Origin of the sequence: Apibacter sp. B2966 (assembly GCF_011082485.1) — a bacterium.
In the GTDB taxonomy this organism is placed as follows: Bacteria; Bacteroidota; Bacteroidia; order Flavobacteriales; family Weeksellaceae; genus Apibacter.
On record NZ_CP049714.1, the window covers coordinates 275,620 to 293,622 of the forward strand.

General features: G+C 29.3%; 17 protein-coding genes. 5 read left to right on the forward strand and 12 right to left on the reverse strand.

Going from position 1 to position 18,003, the window contains the following annotated elements; genetic code table 11:
* Nucleotides 1-86: 86 nt before the first annotated feature.
* The 4 genes from G8C43_RS01225 to G8C43_RS01240 form a co-directional block, all read right to left on the reverse strand.
* Nucleotides 87-701, reverse strand: a complete 615-nt coding sequence (locus G8C43_RS01225; protein ID WP_160542212.1) for a hypothetical protein — start codon at nt 699-701, stop codon at nt 87-89.
* Nucleotides 698-1,552, reverse strand: a complete 855-nt coding sequence (locus G8C43_RS01230; protein WP_166003534.1) for an AAA family ATPase — start codon at nt 1,550-1,552, stop codon at nt 698-700. Before G8C43_RS01230 ends, G8C43_RS01225 begins: the two co-directional genes overlap by 4 nt.
* Before the next feature lie 45 nt (nt 1,553-1,597).
* Complete coding sequence (locus G8C43_RS01235) at nt 1,598-3,598, reverse strand: transposase family protein (RefSeq protein WP_166003537.1); 2,001 nt, start codon at nt 3,596-3,598, stop codon at nt 1,598-1,600.
* 96 nt (nt 3,599-3,694) lie between these two features.
* The gene (locus G8C43_RS01240) at nt 3,695-3,931 is read right to left on the reverse strand and encodes a hypothetical protein (protein ID WP_160567349.1); all 237 of its coding nucleotides are present in this window, start codon (nt 3,929-3,931) and stop codon (nt 3,695-3,697) included.
* A gap of 81 nt (nt 3,932-4,012) precedes the next feature.
* Between G8C43_RS01240 and G8C43_RS09910 the strand changes: the two genes are divergently transcribed.
* Entirely contained in the window at nt 4,013-4,399 is a 387-nt protein-coding gene (locus tag G8C43_RS09910) for a hypothetical protein (protein ID WP_185152353.1), read from the forward strand.
* A gap of 1,321 nt (nt 4,400-5,720) precedes the next feature.
* Here G8C43_RS09910 and G8C43_RS01250 read toward each other — a convergent pair.
* The 5 genes from G8C43_RS01250 to G8C43_RS01270 form a co-directional block, all read right to left on the reverse strand.
* On the reverse strand, nt 5,721-6,320 hold the full coding sequence (locus tag G8C43_RS01250; protein WP_160542209.1) for an acyltransferase: 600 nt from the start codon (nt 6,318-6,320) through the stop codon (nt 5,721-5,723).
* A gap of 1,067 nt (nt 6,321-7,387) precedes the next feature.
* Nucleotides 7,388-8,668, reverse strand: a complete 1,281-nt coding sequence (locus G8C43_RS01255; RefSeq protein ID WP_166003540.1) for a glycosyltransferase family 4 protein — start codon at nt 8,666-8,668, stop codon at nt 7,388-7,390.
* 3 nt (nt 8,669-8,671) lie between these two features.
* Complete coding sequence (locus G8C43_RS01260; protein WP_166003542.1) at nt 8,672-11,185, reverse strand: YfhO family protein; 2,514 nt, start codon at nt 11,183-11,185, stop codon at nt 8,672-8,674.
* Nucleotides 11,172-11,399, reverse strand: a complete 228-nt coding sequence (locus G8C43_RS01265) for a hypothetical protein (RefSeq protein ID WP_166003544.1) — start codon at nt 11,397-11,399, stop codon at nt 11,172-11,174. The genes G8C43_RS01260 and G8C43_RS01265 overlap by 14 nt, the downstream gene beginning before the upstream one ends.
* A 30-nt stretch (nt 11,400-11,429) precedes the next feature.
* Entirely contained in the window at nt 11,430-12,509 is a 1,080-nt protein-coding gene (locus G8C43_RS01270) for a DUF6263 family protein (RefSeq protein WP_166003546.1), read from the reverse strand.
* A gap of 175 nt (nt 12,510-12,684) precedes the next feature.
* On the opposite strand from G8C43_RS01270, the gene G8C43_RS01275 reads away from it, so the two are divergent.
* Nucleotides 12,685-13,251 carry an RNA polymerase sigma factor gene (locus G8C43_RS01275; protein WP_166003548.1) on the forward strand — a complete coding sequence of 189 codons (567 nt, stop codon included), beginning with the start codon at nt 12,685-12,687 and terminating at the stop codon, nt 13,249-13,251.
* Nucleotides 13,248-14,246: a hypothetical protein gene (locus G8C43_RS01280; protein WP_166003550.1), complete on the forward strand. Its 999-nt coding sequence runs from the start codon at nt 13,248-13,250 to the stop codon at nt 14,244-14,246. The genes G8C43_RS01275 and G8C43_RS01280 overlap by 4 nt, the downstream gene beginning before the upstream one ends.
* A gap of 5 nt (nt 14,247-14,251) precedes the next feature.
* Here G8C43_RS01280 and G8C43_RS01285 read toward each other — a convergent pair whose 3' ends face one another.
* From G8C43_RS01285 to G8C43_RS01295, 3 genes are all read right to left on the reverse strand, one after another.
* A complete protein-coding gene (locus tag G8C43_RS01285) occupies nt 14,252-15,037 on the reverse strand; it encodes a DUF3108 domain-containing protein (protein ID WP_160542202.1) in 786 nt (261 codons plus the stop codon).
* A gap of 137 nt (nt 15,038-15,174) precedes the next feature.
* Complete coding sequence (locus G8C43_RS01290) at nt 15,175-15,414, reverse strand: NifU family protein (protein ID WP_105298136.1); 240 nt, start codon at nt 15,412-15,414, stop codon at nt 15,175-15,177.
* Between the two features lie 14 nt (nt 15,415-15,428).
* Nucleotides 15,429-16,508 (reverse strand): Mrp/NBP35 family ATP-binding protein, encoded by a 1,080-nt coding sequence (locus G8C43_RS01295; RefSeq protein ID WP_160567333.1) that lies wholly within the window; start codon nt 16,506-16,508, stop codon nt 15,429-15,431.
* Nucleotides 16,509-16,789: 281 nt separating this feature from the next.
* Here G8C43_RS01295 and G8C43_RS01300 point away from each other — a divergent pair, with 281 nt between their 5' ends.
* Together G8C43_RS01300 and G8C43_RS01305 are read left to right on the forward strand one after the other, a co-directional pair.
* Nucleotides 16,790-17,572: a HipA family kinase gene (locus G8C43_RS01300; RefSeq protein ID WP_166003552.1), complete on the forward strand. Its 783-nt coding sequence runs from the start codon at nt 16,790-16,792 to the stop codon at nt 17,570-17,572.
* A complete protein-coding gene (locus G8C43_RS01305) occupies nt 17,550-17,939 on the forward strand; it encodes a DUF3037 domain-containing protein (protein WP_166003555.1) in 390 nt (129 codons plus the stop codon). The genes G8C43_RS01300 and G8C43_RS01305 overlap by 23 nt, the downstream gene beginning before the upstream one ends.
* Nucleotides 17,940-18,003 lie beyond the last annotated feature (64 nt).

An 18,003-nucleotide genomic window follows, 5' to 3' on the forward strand; every position in this document is an offset into this window, starting at 1 on the left:
TTACCAAGTTTTTGGGATTTCAATTCGTATTGTTATTCATGGAGTGAAAGTTTAACAATTAACTTTTTTTTCTAACTGATTGATTTTCATCTAATGGTTAGATTGTATTGATCGGCACCTTCTTGCCAAATTATATAACTTTCTTTTCCCCCGTATCGACTTACGGCATTTGCTGTATAGCCTTCAACATAAATTTTAACAAAGGCATCGTATCGTACTTTTTTTGCAATTCGTCCTTCCGGATTGCGACCTTCGGCATGTGAGATCCATATAAATAATTTGTTTGAGTATTTTTTAATCAATTCTTTATACGAGGTATAGTTGATTCCTGAATATTGTAAACTGTCAATGAATATTATATCCGGCGATTTGTGCAAGTTTAAGCGATGGTCTAATTCTTCAATGCTGTCTTCAATCAGTACAAATCTTCCTCGGCATTTGTCCATATTATTTCTTTTGCAGGCTTCTGCAAAAGATTCGCTGTTTCCTTCTTCTAATCCGTTATAAGCCACTCTGCCAAACTTTGAGAGATATTTGGCTAATTGTATGGCATATCCGGTTTTTCCGTTTCCTGAATTTCCCCAAATAATCCAACTGCCTTTTAATTCCGGTTTACCTATATGTGCTTCCCATATTCCATCAAATGGTAATACTTTTCTTTTTTTGGTATAAATTTCATGAATGGATATTGCTCGTTTCATTTAATTTCTTTGTTTATTTTTTTTAAGGCATATATTTTTCTTTTCACTCTGCGCAAATCTCCTTCACTATCTTGCCATATTTCTTTAATACGGCTTTTATTTTCAATTCCGTTTGCTATGCAAATGGAAGCGACATCTGATGCCGTAATTCCTCCAAATTCTATAAATCTCCTGCCAATTCGGCTGAAAATTTCTTTATATCCTTTTTTGTTTAATTTTAAACCTCTTTTGATTCTTTTTTCCAAATGATCGGTTGCCATTAAGATAATGGCGCAATGATCCTCTAATTGATTATAGAGGGAAATGAAAAAGTAAAGGACTTGATCGCTTAATTTATCTGCTTCATCCAGGATTATACCGGGCTTTTTATTTTTTTTTAAAATCCGTACTGCTTCAGACATCATCTCGGCAACGGTCAGTCCACCGGAATCTCTTCCCAAGACGTTTAATAATTCAGCTAAAAAGTATTTCCGATTCCAATATTCATTGCATTGTAAGAGATAGGTATTGGGTGTATTTTCAACAAATGCTTTTGCTGTCTCAGTTTTACCGCTACCGGCAAAATTTATTACGGCAAATACTTGTGAGTCGTCAACTGCATCTTGAAACAGGGTACGAAGATTTTTAAAATTCGTTGTTTCTACTACTTTCCAACTTTTTTCGTGAATTTTTAGTTGTGCATTGATAGATTTCCATACGTTGTCTTTGATAACCGGCTTTTCTCCTTTGAGAATCTGAGTGAGTTGATCCTTACTTAGTTTCAAGTTATTGGCGGCTTCTGTTTCACTTCCCAGTTGTTTAACATAGGCTTGAATTTTTTGAACCGTTTGTATTTTTTCTTCATTATCCATATTTTTGTTTGGCTTTTAGTCCCCTAAAGGGGGCATTTTTGTTTTTTAATAAAGTTCTCTTATATCTTCTACGGTTTGTAAACTTTCTTTTTTCTGCCAACTTCCAACATCTTCATGCATCACTTTTTTGCTTTTTCTTCCAATTTTGGAATTTTCCAACCCTTTTAGATTAGGTTTAACTAATCCATAGGACTCCGCGTCCATATTAAAACTTTTAAGGATCTCATCCATTTCATTTCTTCGTTGGATACGCTTATTTTTATTTTCTTTTTTGACCTTTTTAATCCATTCTGCTTCGAATTGGTCTTGTTCTTGTTTTCCTCGGTGTATTTCGGTTTTTAAAACGGCTTCTTTTACAAATCGTAATTGTCCTTGTGGATCTTTCTGATATAAATAAATCATGCTCATATCTTCCGGATCATATTTGACAAAGAATGATTGATTCACGGCTTTTTCGTGAAAATCTAAATCGGGCATACCATCTTCTCGATAAACAAAATAGTCGTAGGTTACTTTTTTTTCCTTAAAAGAAAATCCGAAGGAAGACCATTTTACAGGCTGTTTTCTTTCTACCCAAAAGAAATTGACCATATCCCATAATTCAATCTTAGGGGCTTTTTCATTTTCGCTGTCTAAATACGTTTGAAGTCGGGATTTACCGCTGAACGGATGGGGAGAAAGATTCCATTCTTCTCGTATTTTTTTATAGATTTCTTTTATTTCGGTAAGGGAGGGGAGATTGCCTTTATTAGCTAAGATGAATTCCATATTAGCTTTAGAAATTTCTTTTTTAGCTTGGATATTTTGTCCTGTAAAGAACCAATAACGAGCAAGATGTTGATTTTGCAGACGATAAAATGCATTTTCAATGGTTTTGGATTTTCCGTTGTATGGCTCGGTTTTAATGGGCAAATGGGCTATTTTATTTAAAAAATTCTCCGTTTCAAGTTTTTTATGTCCTCCTTGATTATCAAAACCTATTTGATAGGGTTTATGTCCTGAAAATTGTATGGCCATCCGATATGCTGAATATTGGGCTTGATAGTTTTCTTCTTTACTGATATGATATCCAAGCAAAACCTCGCTGTAAGCATCCATAACTTCATATACAGAAATGGTTTCCATTTTGCCCTCCTCAGTTAGGTAAAAGAAGTTTAATTTGGTTCCGTCGCTATACCAGAGTGAATCTCGTAGTGTTGGTAATTTAGTTTTTTGTTGGTAGTTATATTTTTCTTTGTATTTAAGTTCTCCAAATTTGTGTCCGTACCACAGGGGCATTATTTCTTCATCATATATAAAATTGTATATGGTTTTTTCTTCAACTGTTTTTAATCCTTCGCTCAGGGCATAAAGGTTATATTCTTGATGTAATTGTGATATGCAGACTGTTCTTTGGACTTGATTACTCCATTTGGCTAACAGCCAGAGTTTGGAATTTTCTGTTAGTTTTTGACTGTGGGTATGGCAATAGTTTTTATGTATTAAGATTTGATATCCATGGGTTTGATATACTTTTAATCGTTCTCGTAAACGGCGGTAATTTTCCGGTAAAGAATGCGGCCATTTGTTTTTATCGAGATTTTTTACAATTTCTGCAATATTTTCCCACATTTTTTTTTGACTGCCTCCCAAGACACGACGGCGCATCAGGGTATGATTTATAATTTTTGAAATAGTATTTAGCAGGGATGCATTGCAGGTATATTCTTTTTTTCTGTTTTCAGGCAAGGATTGACCATTTTCCAATAGGTATTCATTGAAAAATTTTTCAGCTTTTTCGTCTTTTTCTATACATTCTATGAAAGTGTATTTTTTTCCTATAGTATAGGGATCTCCGGCTAATTCTAATACCGATTTTTTAATGTCGGATCTCATACTGTCAAATTCTACTAACGCCTTTCTTCCGTTTCCTCCTTTTCGTAAAAGAATTAAATGGTTTCTTTGTGTTAATTGTTTATAAGTACTTTGTTTGAGTAAACCGGATTTTCCAAACAACCAATTGGATAAGACTCCCCATTTATTATTATAGAATTCATAAACTTCCATTTGTATTGATAAAAAATAGTATTCTTATTCTGCGTTAGTTATTTAGACGAGTTTTTAATATACTGATGCATATTTTCTTAGACTATTTTTGATTCATTAATTTGTTTTTAAAATAGTTGAATTTTTTTTCGTAGGATTTTTTAAGTGGTATTCTTGGATAATTTTTTTTCGAGTTTCTATAATAATATCCAGAGCTTCTTTTGCATTTAAATCTCCTCTTTCATACCTCATACGTGCTGCCTGACTGGTACAACCTAACATTTCCGATAGGGTTACAAAATCTCCATATTGTATTTTTTGTGCGTTTTTGTTAACATTCTTACTTCTTTCCATAACTTTGTGTACATGTTTTTACAAATATATAAACAATAGTCTAATAAAACAAAATATTTAGACAATATTTTAATATTTATTATGAAAGCTATACATAGAATCAAGCAATACATTGATTATAAAGGACTTAATAATAGTTCTTTTGAGAAAAAAAATAATCTGTCTAACGGGTATATAGGTACTCAATTGAAGAGAGAATCTGATTTAGGGGAAGGCGTACTTAATAAAATATTAGACAATTGTTTAGATATAAACCCTATATGGCTTTTAACCGGTGACGGCGAAATGTTAAAGAGTAATGATGATTTAACTGACATTGCACTTATAGATGCTATAAGGATGCAAAAAAAACTTAATGTAGCCGAAAAAAAAATAAAAATATTAATTGAACTAAATGAATTTTATAGAGAAGAAATTGAAGAGCTCAAACAAGAGATAAAACAATTGGAAAAAAAAATTAATACTTAGTTTATAACGAATAAATAATATTAAAATATATATTTTAAAAAGATAAATTTTAGGTAGCTATATATAAATATCGTTTCATTTATCCTGTATATTCGTACATTTATAGTTTTACAAAAAAACAAAAAAACTTTACACTACTATTGATAATGGACGAAAATACGCTTATAAGAATAATTACTTATTTAAATAAAAAGGGCACTATTTCTGAAAAAAAATTTAATTGGTTATATAAAAATAAAGATATAATATTGGAATTATTACAGATATATTTTGATTATTTAAAAAATTTCGCATACGATAATGAATATTATATCAAAAAATATAATAAATCTAATTTGATAGATTTTAAAATACTTTGCAAAAAGTATTTAGACAAAAATTTAAATAATTAATAAATAATATATGAAGAATCTTTACTAGAAATCTACTACTTATTTTAATTATAATTTATGCTTTAACGAAATAGATTTTAATTATTTTTTAACCTTATTACCAATTTTTTATATATCCACGCAAAAAATTATATCTTGTCTCAATCGATTGATAATCAATTCATTGTAGGTAAAATATTTTTTTTAGCGTGGAATATATGTATGTTATTATTATTTCTTAGTTATATTTTTTATAGATAATTAGAATTATATATATATCATCGGTATATATTATATTGTTTTTTGTATACCCAACTGTATACCCAATTTTATACCCAACTTTTTACTGAGGTTTAGAATGAATTTTACGAAATAAAAAAAGAATATTTTTTTAATATTTATTTTAATATAAATGCTTGTAAATGATTAATTTAGAAAGTTAATTGGTTATATCGTTTTAGTCGCATCTCTAGTGAATAGAGAATATGCAAAAAGGGGAGATGATCGTAATAATGTACATTTTAAAAATGTTGAGTTATCTTCTTATAACTCTTAATTGCTTAATATAAAAAATAGTATAAGAAATTAAATATTTTGATTTAAGCACATTTTATTTTTACTGTATTATATGCGAAAAATAAAAAAAAAGAGTATAATCTTTTATACTCTTTTAAATATATTGATTTTAAATAATACCCTATTAATGGGAATAATACAGAGTCCTAGCAAATTTTTATTAATTTAACAATTTAAAGTGCATATAATTTATTTATGTAATTAAAAATGTAATATTTGTATATTTCATTTTTATGAAAAAATTTATAAAATTCACTTTAACCTTATATTATCAATATGATTTTTTAGCTTATTTTATATAAATTATACATAATTCAATTTACTCCGTATCCGTATAAATAACAAATTTTTAAAGTCTATATATTTCGATTTTTTTAATATTTAGTTAACTTCATAACATCTATATTTATAGGAAATTTATATTCCGTATTTTCATTTTGCTCAAAATATTTAGATAATTTACTTTCCATACTATTATTTCTTATTCGGAGATAATTTTCTTTAGATATCTTAGCGGGAATACCTGCTAAAATTGATCCTTCTTGGGTATCATATTTTTTATTTAATAATGTATTGGATGCAATTATAGAATAATCAGGTATTTTAGTTCCTTTCATTATAGTTACACGATTACCAATCCAACTATAGCTACCTATGTATACAGGCATATTATTATTTTTCGTACTCTTAGACTTTAAATTAAATAAATAATGGAAATCTGTATCAAATATTTGTGTCTGATGAGCTATATTAACAAATTCTCCAAAAGTTATATTGTTACAACATCCGATAAAATTTTGATTATTCATACGAAAATTTTTTCCAAACACTATTTCTCCCTTATTATAAACTAGAATTTTACAACCACATCCAATATCAGCTTTACCGTTGAATTTAATTATTGAATGGTTAGTTATTTCTGTGCCTCCTCCACTGGAACAAGGAGAATCATTGGATTGACCAATTTTAATCATTCCTTTTTTAACCTCTTTAACATTTAAAATTATTTTTCCTTTAAACGATAAAAACTTTGTTTTGCTATAAATATATATGGGAAATTTGATAGCTTGATTAAAAGGTAAAAATTTAAAATTTATATAAATTGTTAAAAATGGATTTATCCAATTTTTTGTAAATAAAAGTATGTAATAGGAGAGATGGGACCTTGATCTTATAAAATTATAGAGTTTTTTTATCATTTAAAGACAACTTTATTTCAATACTGGTTAAAAAAATATTTTTATTTTATATCAAAACAATTAGTTATAAACATATAATTTAATTTATAAACAATTTTAATAATAATGGCGCTAATTTATAAATTTTTATAATATTAATACTTAAATATTTTTTTAATTATTAAAATATTTAAGTAATTAAAATAAATATATGTAAAAAAAAAATATTTATTAATTTACTAATAGCATAATATTGTTTGATATATACATTATTATATTATAAGATTTGAATAAACTTAAATTGAAATTAATAGTAAACAACTATTGAGAAAAATTTGTTTTTTACTAATAATTATAGGCTAAATGTATGAATTACAAGAGTATTGGTTTATAAAATTATATTTTATCATAATTTTTAGTATATATAAGCCTTGTTTAAAAGTAAGTTTGCGTTGGTCCATATACTATAATGAAATTTTGTCTTATTTAAATTAAAAAATTAAAGTATTTATTATAAATTGTAAAATAACAACAAATAGAATTAAATCAAAAAATAATACTTAAGTATAAAATAGATACTATTTATTTTGATAAGAAAGCAAATTTTTTATGTAATATATAAAATTATATACTATAAATTATGAATTTTTAAAACTATTTTTGACTACATTTTTATTATTAATCAAGCAATTAAGGCAATAAAGAAGATTAGATTATTTATTAATTTTAATTAATAATGATAGTACAACTTGTTAATTATAAATATTTTATATGTATAAAAAATTATATATCATTTAATAATAATTTTTTTCATTCTCAAATTTTTGTAATGCAGAAAATGTAATTATTATTTGAGTTAATTTCTATAAATATTTAATTAATTTTTCAGTCAGAAATTTTCTATGAAAATTGGAAATTTTTGCTGAGGGAACATGCGCAGTATTGCTTTTCCAACTTTTAAATTCAGTTAAAATGAATTGTTTTAGATGATCGTGATCGTTATAAGTAAAATGTTTACCGGATTCGGTTTCAATTAAAATTTTCTCAACATCAGCATTTTGTGGTCCTATAGATAAAATGGTTTTACCTGTAGCTAAATATTCAAATAATTTACCCGGAATGATACCTTTGGATTTTTCATTATTAAAATTGGTTAATAGCAATAAATTAGAATTAATCATTTCTTTAATCGATTCAACATGGGGTAAATAGCCTATATTGATCCAATTATTTTTTAAAGCTGAATTATTTAACTCTTCTATAATCGAATCAGAAATTTTTCCCACAAATTTTAAACGGAATTGAGAGGCAAATGTTGGATTCTCTAAAATTAATTCCACTAATACTTTCCATAAATTAGTGGGATTTCGCAGCATCTCGAGCATCCCAACATACGAGATGGTGAATACAGAAGTTGGTTCATCTGCTCTATTTACTTCTGAATCAAAACCATTAGTAATACATTCAACATTTTTAGCTCCTAATTTTTTAAAATTTTCTTTATCTGTATAACTGGTCGAAAGAATCAGATCGGCATTTTGAAAAACTTTTTTTTCCATTTCCTTATGTTTTTGATCTGATCTTTGAGTTAGTTTTAGTTGAGAGTAATAGGAAATTTGAGTCCAAGGATCTCTAAAATCGGCGATCCATTTGATATTGTCTTTTTTTATTTGCTTTAATCCTAATCCTATTAAATGCATACTATGAGGAGGCCCGGTTGTTACTAAAGTATCTATATTGTATTCATCCAAATATTTTTCAAGAAACTTAATAGATGGTTTAATCCAAAACATACGAGCATCGGGAATAAAAAAATTTCCTCTTATGAATACGGAAACCCTGGATAAAATGCCTTGTTTTTTAGAAGATTCAAATTGACCGGCTTTAAAATCTTTATTTTTCTTGGTGAGTTTCTCAGCTAAACGGTACGGTTCCCATATAGGTTTTTTGATAATTTTTATTTTAGGATTTATTTCATCAACCAAGCTTGGGTCTAAAATAGGATAGGAGGGATTTTCGGGAATATAAACATGAGGTTCAATACCGAATTCCGGTAGATATTTTGTAAATTTTAACCATCTTTGTACCCCTGGGCCTCCGGCCGGAGGCCAATAATAGGAAATGATCAAAACCTTTTTACACATGTCTTACAAAGCTTTTGAAATCTCAGCGGATTTACTTCTTTTTTTGTAGTCATATATCAATAAAATAGTGCTTATGATTACAAAAAGAAGACAAGTGCCCAGAGTTATATATTTTCCTTTTTGAATTACGGGAGGATTAAAGGAAAAATTTATAGTATGTTTTCCTGCAGGTATTTTTAAGGCACGTAACGTATAATCGGCTCTATAAATAGGAACTTCTTTTCCATCGATTGAAGCTTTCCAACCATGTGGATAATAAATTTCCGAAAAAACTCCTAATTTTTCCTCTTTACTATTAGAAACATAGGTTAAATTATTCGGTAAATATTCTTTTAATTCTATAGAAGACAAACTATCAGAAGAAGATTGAATAGTAAGGTCTTTTTTATATTTTGAATTTATGACTGCTTTTCTTTTGTTATCAATCTTTCCCAATGCTAATAATTCCTCATCGGCATTGTTGGCAAAAACAATTTCACTTACAAACCAAGCATTTCCATTATTATTAGGATTAGGAATAGGTCTGATTATAGAATCGGCAGTGATGATGTACTTGGTATTTAGCATATCAAGTATAGGTAAATTTAAGCTGTCCGATAAATAAAAATCTATTAAATCTTGATATCTCCTTAATTTAGCTCCATGATATCCACCAATCGATTGATGAAAATAAGAGGTATTAGTTTCATTAAACGGACTTAATAACAAATTGAATACTCTGTAATGAGCATGATCGTTTTGTTTAATTATATCTAATGCATGGTTAATAGGTGCTGCATTGACAATACGAGCCAAGGTTGGATCGGTTTGGGCTTTTTCTAATTGACTTTCTGTTACTTGAGTAGGAAAAGGATTTTTATAAAATTGTTTGTCCACAAAATTATCATCATTTAAATAACGTTTATCCACTCCCCATAAATCAACCAAAGATAATGCGGCAATAGCTAAAACTGCATAACTTGATTTAAAGGACTTAATTTGAGCTGCCCAAAGAAGTACAGAACAAACTAAAACGAAGAAAAAAGTTCGTAAAATATCTGATTGGAAAAGGGCAAAACGATCTTTTCTAATAGCTTCAAGTATTTCAGATTTTATAGAATTACCTTCTAAAGAAGTATGGAAGCTAAATATTTGTAATCCTAATACATATAGAAGTAATAATATAACCAATATAAAACCGGAACTTATATATAAAATTTTAGTTTTGTAAACTTGGGTAAGAGATTCATCCATAAAATATGAATACGTACCCAATAAAGCTAATAAAGGAATAGTAAATTCAGCAATGACGAGAGCGGAAGAAACAGCTCGAAATTTATTATATAATGGGAAATACTGAATCATGAAATCAGTAAAGATCCCAAAATTTTTACCCCAAGCTAAAAAGAAACTTAGAACGGTTGCTGCAACCAACCACCATTTATATCTGCCTTTATAGTAAAATAAAGCTAAAAATGCTAAAAATATGACTACAGATCCTTGATAAGCAGGGCCTACGGTACCCGGTTGCTCTCCCCAATAAGAGCCATTAAAAGCACGTTGAAATTGAGTATATTCTTCTTGTGATCTAATATTTTCCTGTAAAGATGATTCAAGATTAGAGGTTTTAAATCCTTTTTCATTGTTACCACCTCCCATAAAATTAGGAACAAATAAATTTGCCGTCTCTAAAATGCCGTAGCTCCAATGAGTAATATAATCTGTATCTAAACCCTGATTAGAGGAAACGTTATTTTTACTTATAGTTAATTCTGACTTTCCTCGCGTAGTTTCCTTTGAATATTCATAGGTTGATAGTAAACGGGTAGAATTCATTCCCAGCGCCAGTAAAATTGCCAGAAGAAAAAAGCCAGAAGAAATACCAAAAGTTTTTAAAGTTTTCGTTTTAAAGCTGTGAATAAGTTCAATCAAACCAAAAATTCCTAAAGCTAAAAACAGATAATAGGTCATTTGTGGATGATTGGCTGCAATTTGTAACGATAAGAATAAAGTGGTAAGAATAAATCCGGTAACATATTTTTTTTGATACAGTAAATATACACCTGCAATAAATGGCGCAAAATAGGCTATCGTATGAATTTTAGCATTATGACCGGCTCCAATTATGATAAAAAAATAGGTTGAAAAAGAGAACATAATACTTCCCAGCAAAGCATATTTCCAATTTTTTAACCATACCATACCTAACAAGTAAAAACCGGATAACAACAAAAATAAATAACTGGCGGGAGTAGGAAAAGTTCTTAATAAACGATCGATACTTTTAATTATATCTGAAGGATAATTAGCTCCCATTTGGTAGGTGGGCATTCCCCCAAACATGGAATTGCTCCAATAAGTGTCTTCTCCATGAATAGATCGATACTCTTCTAATTCATGCGCGCCGCCTTTATAATGAATGATATCAGGTTGAGAAATATATTTACCTGATAATAATGGACTAAAATACATAAAGGAGAGGATGACAAAAAAAAGCAAACATCCTACAACCGGCAAAAAATAACTATTTTTTTTCATTGTCTTTAGTTTCTACTTCTTCGTAATCAACTGTTTCTGCATCCCATTTAATACCCTTATTCGGAGAAGAATTTTTTCTTTGGTTATTAAATTGATGGGGCTTGGACTTGGAATATTTCTTTTTTGCACGAGTACCCGAGAAAATTTTATTTAAAATATTAAAAACAAAATAAGCAACTGTGGCAAAAAATATAAATTCAATTAATCTTCCCATCGATAAATATATAAATTAATTAGTAACCTATCAATTAATATACGTGTTATTTACAGATTTCTGAACCACCTTTTCAGTTTCATCACCTTTACTGGCTGATTTGGTTTCTGTAACAGTCATAGTAAAATTGGCATTGGAAATCCAACCGGATTTATTATTTATGATAATTTTTCCACTTTGAGTTCCCTTTACAGACAATTTATAAGTTATCCCTTCTACCACTTTAGAATCTGTTTTAGACGGTAAAGTTCCCTGAATACGAACTTCAGTTAAACTGTCACCCACTTTTACTAACTGATTATACCCTTGGTCTTTCAATTCCGGATGAGAATTCCATTTCTCTCCAATTTTTAATCCTTTAGATGGAAATTTCATAATGGAACCTTCAAATTGTGCTTTAAAAGTTTCAGGATTCAGACCCAATTTAAAAGCATTAATAAAATCTTCAAGTTCTTTTCCTTTCAATTCGGATTTTAAGGTTGATTTTGCTTTTTCATAAATGGCATCCATACCCTTTATGTTGGAAGCATTTCCGTAAATATCCATCGTTAATGTAAAAGTAACATTGCTGATTGCCCTATATATTTTCCACAATTTTGCTTGATCGGGATTTTCCGGTTTTTTACCGTTTGTATCAAATACCACTACTTTACCATCCGCTTTAGTAATAACTTTTTTGCCTCCCATGGATACTTGTAAGGTATATATATCATTTTTGATATCTAATACCGTAAAGCTTATTGGATCTATGGATTCTTGCGAAACAGATTGACTTTTATCTCTAAAAGTTACTGTTTGCTTATTAATTTCTCTGGAATTAAAAGAATAGGTTTTACCTTTTTCAAGAATATATCTAAGATGGTAAAGGCTATCCGAATCTTGATAAATTCCGGTTATAATTTCAGGACTACTTTTTTCTTGTTTATGAGTATCATTACTCGGTAAAGAAGATTCCGCGTTCAAAGATATTCCTGAACGGTTTGTTTCATCTTTTTTCGAAATTGAAGTATCTGGTAATTGTTTGGATTTTTCTTCATTTTTGCATGATACAAGACCACCACCCAATAAAATAGATATAAACAAATAAGATACGACTGACAATTTTTTCATTACGTCAAAATTTTCTGCAATTTACTAAAGATAATTAGTAAACGAATGATAAAGCTCGGAAAAACTAAGATTTTTCTCAGTTATTTACAATAATTCTGAAAATTATATATTTTGAAAATTTTGTCAGGCTAATTAATTTGTATTTTAGCGTTAAATATTATTTATTCGAGGATTTTTGAAAAATCGTTTAGAACTTAAGACATACAAAGACCAAGAGCTTTTAGATAAATATAGGGAAACTCAAGATATCGAATATTTTGGTGTATTATATAGCAGGTATATTCCTTTACAATATGGACTTTGCCTTAAATATTTAAAAGATGAACATAAAGCCCAAGATGCAGTAATGCAACTGTTTGAAAATTTACTTCCTAAAATTTTAAATTATAAAATAGATTATTTCAGATCATGGTTATATACAGTTTCCAAAAATTATTGTTTACAACAATTAAGAAGAGAAGGTATAGAAATAAATATAGATCATGCTATGGAAAATGTGCAATCTGAGGATGTTTGGGACTTATTGGATGAAAATAATGATGATAAAAAATATCAAATGTTAGACGATTGTATATCCAGGCTACCTCAACCTCAAAAGACATCCATTGAAATGTTTTTTTTCAAAGATAAATCGTATATGGATATTTGTGATGCTACTCAATACAGCTTGAAAAGTGTTAAAAGTTATATACAGAACGGTAAAAGAAATTTAAAGCTTTGCTTAGAAAAAAATCTTAAATGAAAAAATTACTTAACTATATAGGAGGCAAAAAAAGAGGTAAAGATGCCAGAGATATTGAAAGGCAATCCATGAAGGATGACTTTTTAAGAGAAGCTTTAGAGGGTTATGATGAAGTTCAAGGAGACCCAAATAAGGATATTAAAAAGCTCGAAAGAAAAATTTTAGATAAAACGAATCCTCGAAAGAATATATTTCCAATTTATGTCGTAGCTGCCGGATTAGTTCTTCTAGTCAGTATAAGTATACTATATAAATTAACAAACGGTCAAAGAAAGGAAAGAAATTTAATCGCTTATGAAAAATCAGGAAGTAACGACAAGAATACGAATATTCCCTTTGCAATCAATGAATACAACAATAGTTCAAACAATGAAAAGAAGGATTTTTCCGATACTTTCAAAGTAAAATCACAAAATAAAAGTAAACCTTTGACTATCGTATCTAATCATACATTGAAACAAAAAATTGATCCTAAAGAATTTATTCGAAATATAGAACCGGAATCAATCGAAGAAGATACCGATACCTTTGAAAATAAATTTATTGCACACCGGGATATAAGCGCTGAACTCAGTCAAGAAAAAGTTGAGGAACCGTTATTATCTTTGAAAACAATGAATAGAGATTCCTCTCTTGAACCGGTAAAAAAACTCAACAAAACTGATCGAGAAATAAATCAGACTTATTTAAGAGATTCTTTAGTAAGTGACTCACAATCTAATGGTATTACCCATATAAGTTTAGAATCTGAGCCTACTATAGGAAGGGAAAATTTCAATGTCTATATCTATGAAAACCTGTCGGTTAAAAAAGAAAAATGCGATTCTAAAGAAGTTAAGATAGTTATTGGATTTACTGTAAGTAAAGAAGGCAGACCGAAGAAAATACACATTCTTCAATCCAATTGCGATAAATTAGCCAATAGAATCATTAAATTAATTAAATCGGGAAGCAGTTGGACAGAAGGAGAAGGAATATATCGTTTTGTCAGATAACTTAATTATTTACTAAAATTGATTGGAGTTTCTAAATTTTTATAACTACTTAAATCGGCTTTTAAAGATCCAACGGCTAATTCAGCTTTAATTTGAATTGGAACATGATTTGAGTCATCGGTTACCCACATGGTTACACTTTCTTTCTCTTTAAAAACTCTTCCTGCAAGGACATAGGGTCTGATTTTTAAACATTTTACTTTTCCAAAACTTGAAGAGACTGTTTCTCTATTCAAAATTTTAAGTTTAAAATTTAGAGTTTCACCATCCATAAATATATTAAGATTAATATAATCCCCCGCTGTATAATTATCGGTATTCATATTTCTTAAATAATAAAATGCAGATAACATATCGTGCATTTCTCCCGTATAATTATAGGTTTTGGAAGTATTGGATTTATTATTAGTATAAGTAATATTTTTATTCGTATGATCAATGACCATCGTTTGATCTCTTACATAAGAACCTTCGCGAATTTTACGTATAAATTTAGAAGAAAGCATAGTGGATTTATCTATATAAGTTTCATATAGGTCTTCCACTTTAAAAAATAATTTTACCGCACCGGTAGAATATCCTTTACCAACAACATGATAGTGAGTTTTCTCATTATAAGTTACCACATTTGTGGTAAAAGTAGCATATCCGGCATTTAAAAAACCATAATGAATCCTGTACTTTAAATATTCCCCGTCTTTAAATTGAGTAGGAGAGGGCGTTGAATAATCCGCTGATATAAATATAAAAAAGAATAAGAACGTAACTACTATCGTAAATAATTTTTTCATTCCAAATTTTTGGTTATTAGTTATAGCTCATAACATTTATTAAATAAAAGTAATTAATATAAAAATAGATTAAAATATCATAATTCTATCAAACTTATTGCCAAAAATTAAATAACAAAAGAGCAGGATTAAATTTTTTATTCGCTTATACTTATTACTTCTTCAATTTCGGGTACATGTTTTTTTATAGTTGATTCAATTCCTAATTTTAATGTACTTTGATTAATTGAACAATCAGAGCATGCGCCGGTAAAGCTTACAAAAACCTTATTATCTTTGATTTCTATAAGTTTAACATCGCCGCCATCGGACATTAAAAAAGGACGAATTTCTTCTAATGCTTGATTTATTCTGTCTGTTAATGTATTCATTTGCATGTAAAATAATAAAATTAATTGTTGGAACATCCTGCCATTGTTGTAATTCTTACCGCTTCTGAAGGTGGTAAATCTTCATTTCTTTTGACCAGGCTGCTTATCATATTTTTAGCCAAGTTCATATAAATTCCGGATACCATTTCATCTTCTTGTAATACGGCCGGTCTTCCGTAATCAGAAGCCTCTCTAATGGATTGTATGATAGGAATTTCACCGAGGAAAGGAAGGTCCATAGATTCAGCTAATTTTTTAACACCTTTTTTTCCGAAAATATAATATTTATTATTCGGTAATTCTTTTGGCGTAAAATAAGCCATATTCTCAATTAAACCAAGAACAGGTACATTAATTTCCGGCATTTGGAACATAGCAACCCCCTTTTTTACATCCGTCAGGGCCACATGTTGCGGTGTACTAACGATTACGGATCCGGTTACGGGAACTTCCTGTACGATCGATAGATGTATATCTCCGGTTCCCGGAGGAAGGTCTATAAGAAGGAAATCTAATTCGCCCCAATTGGCATCATGAAGTAATTGGTGGATCGCTTTGGAAGCCATGGCTCCCCTCCAAATAACCGCCTGGTTGGCTCCTGCAAAAAATCCTAAAGAAAGAAGCTTTACTCCATAACTTTCCACAGGTATAATTTTATTATTATCTGATAAAGGCTTTTCATTGGTAACATCAAACATGGTAGGAACCGAAGGCCCGTATATATCAGCGTCCAATAAGCCCACTTTAAATCCCATTTTAACTAACGCTGTTGCCAAGTTGGATGCAACGGTAGATTTTCCGACACCGCCTTTTCCTGAAGCAACTGCTATTATATTTTTAATACCCGGAATAGCATTTCCTCTGGAATCCTTTTTTTCCGGTACTTCTACTGAAATATTCAATTTAAGCTGTACATCTTTTCCAAACTTTTGTTCAAAAGCTGTATGCATAGCTGTTTCCAATCTTTTCTTTTCATGTAGGGCAGGTGAATGAGAAAGCATATCGATGATAACGGTATCACCCATTATTTGTACATTCCTGACTAAGTCATCAACCTCTATTTCCTTCAAAAAGTTTTTAATTTCTTCTTTACTTGCCATCTTGTATTTTCTTAAAATAAAAAAGTATAATTCCTTTTTATTGTCTGTACAAATGTATTAATCTTTATGGATTTATGTATACTTTTTACTAAAGAAAATCTATAGTTGAATAGTTTAAATGAATCAAAGTATATTAAATTTTTAACTTGCCTAGTAAAGGGTATTCGGATTTAATTTGAGTTTAAGCTAAGATAAAAACTTATGTTGAGTAAAAATTTAATTTTTAATAAAAATTAATAGTTAGAAAAAAATGTAACTTTACCGAGGATAACCCATTCACTATGGAACTGAGAAGCGTACACGTTACAAGATACATTACCCCGTTGAGAGAAGGAGGTTCCTTACCTGCCTTGGCAGAAGCTGATGACGGGTTTAATTACGTGATCAAATTCAGGGGAGCAGGACACGGAACTAAGGCTTTAATATCTGAGTTAATTGGAGGGGAAATTGCAAGATTGTTAGGATTGAACATTCCTGAAATAGTATTTATCTATTTAGACGAAGCGTTTGGTCGTACGGAAGCTGATGAAGAAATACAAGATTTACTTAAAGCAAGTAGAGGTTTGAATTTAGGTTTACATTTTTTGTCAGGAGCGTTAACTTATGATCCGGTGGTTACAAAGGTTGATTCCTATCTAGCCTCAAAAATTTTATGGTTAGATGCGTTTTTAACTAATATTGACAGAACGATTAAAAATACGAATATGCTTATTTGGCATAAAGAATTATGGCTGATTGATATGGGAGCTTCCTTATATTTTCATCATTCTTGGATAAACTGGCAACGATTATCGGTTACACCTTTTGCCGAAATTAAAAACCATGTGTTATTACCTTTTGCCTCGCACCTCGAAGAAATTGATCAACAGTGCAAAGAACTAATAAGTTTAGAAAAAATCGGTGAAATAGTAAATTTAATACCCGATGATTGGTTAGATTGGAGAAGTTCCGAAGAATCCACACAGGATATAAAAAATATTTATCTAGAATTCCTTTCTAACAGATTAAATAATTCACAACTATTTATAAAAGAAGCAAATAATGCAAGAAAAACGATTATATGAATATTCCGTCATACGATTGGTGCCGAAAGTTGAAAGAGAAGAATTTATAAATGTGGGAATTATTTTGTTTTCAAAAGAAGCTAAATTTATTAAAGTCGAATATATAGTTGATCAAGAGAAAATAAAATATTTTAGTAAAGATAATACTTTCGACATTGATTGTATTATAAATGCATTGGAAGCATTTAAAAAAATTAGTATAGGAGAATCTACAGGACGAGGCATAGCAGCTATGGGTATTGCAGAAAGATTTCGTTGGCTAACTTCTGAAAGAAGTACTATGATTCAAACATCCAGACCACATCCCGGGTTTTCTTCGGATCTTAATCAAACATTTTTAAAATTATTTAACGAATTGGTAATGTAAAACAAATTGCTTGTTAACACAAAGATCATTTTCATTTATCTTTTCATTTAAAATTATATGTAAT

Excerpts from the sequence above, each read along its gene's own strand:
- G8C43_RS01225 (WP_160542212.1), bottom strand. The coding sequence starts at position 701 with ATGAAACGAGCAATATCCATTCATGAAATTTATACCAAAAAAAGAAAA.
- G8C43_RS01230 (WP_166003534.1), bottom strand. The coding sequence starts at position 1,552 with ATGGATAATGAAGAAAAAATACAAACGGTTCAAAAAATTCAAGCCTAT.
- G8C43_RS01235 (WP_166003537.1), bottom strand. The coding sequence starts at position 3,598 with ATGGAAGTTTATGAATTCTATAATAATAAATGGGGAGTCTTATCCAAT.
- G8C43_RS01240 (WP_160567349.1), bottom strand. The coding sequence starts at position 3,931 with ATGGAAAGAAGTAAGAATGTTAACAAAAACGCACAAAAAATACAATAT.
- G8C43_RS09910 (WP_185152353.1), top strand. The coding sequence starts at position 4,013 with ATGAAAGCTATACATAGAATCAAGCAATACATTGATTATAAAGGACTT.
- G8C43_RS01250 (WP_160542209.1), bottom strand. The coding sequence starts at position 6,320 with ATGATTAAAATTGGTCAATCCAATGATTCTCCTTGTTCCAGTGGAGGA.
- G8C43_RS01255 (WP_166003540.1), bottom strand. The coding sequence starts at position 8,668 with ATGTGTAAAAAGGTTTTGATCATTTCCTATTATTGGCCTCCGGCCGGA.
- G8C43_RS01260 (WP_166003542.1), bottom strand. The coding sequence starts at position 11,185 with ATGAAAAAAAATAGTTATTTTTTGCCGGTTGTAGGATGTTTGCTTTTT.
- G8C43_RS01265 (WP_166003544.1), bottom strand. The coding sequence starts at position 11,399 with ATGGGAAGATTAATTGAATTTATATTTTTTGCCACAGTTGCTTATTTT.
- G8C43_RS01270 (WP_166003546.1), bottom strand. The coding sequence starts at position 12,509 with ATGAAAAAATTGTCAGTCGTATCTTATTTGTTTATATCTATTTTATTG.
- G8C43_RS01280 (WP_166003550.1), top strand. The coding sequence starts at position 13,248 with ATGAAAAAATTACTTAACTATATAGGAGGCAAAAAAAGAGGTAAAGAT.
- G8C43_RS01285 (WP_160542202.1), bottom strand. The coding sequence starts at position 15,037 with ATGAAAAAATTATTTACGATAGTAGTTACGTTCTTATTCTTTTTTATA.
- G8C43_RS01290 (WP_105298136.1), bottom strand. The coding sequence starts at position 15,414 with ATGCAAATGAATACATTAACAGACAGAATAAATCAAGCATTAGAAGAA.
- G8C43_RS01295 (WP_160567333.1), bottom strand. The coding sequence starts at position 16,508 with ATGGCAAGTAAAGAAGAAATTAAAAACTTTTTGAAGGAAATAGAGGTT.
- G8C43_RS01300 (WP_166003552.1), top strand. The coding sequence starts at position 16,790 with ATGGAACTGAGAAGCGTACACGTTACAAGATACATTACCCCGTTGAGA.
- G8C43_RS01305 (WP_166003555.1), top strand. The coding sequence starts at position 17,550 with ATGCAAGAAAAACGATTATATGAATATTCCGTCATACGATTGGTGCCG.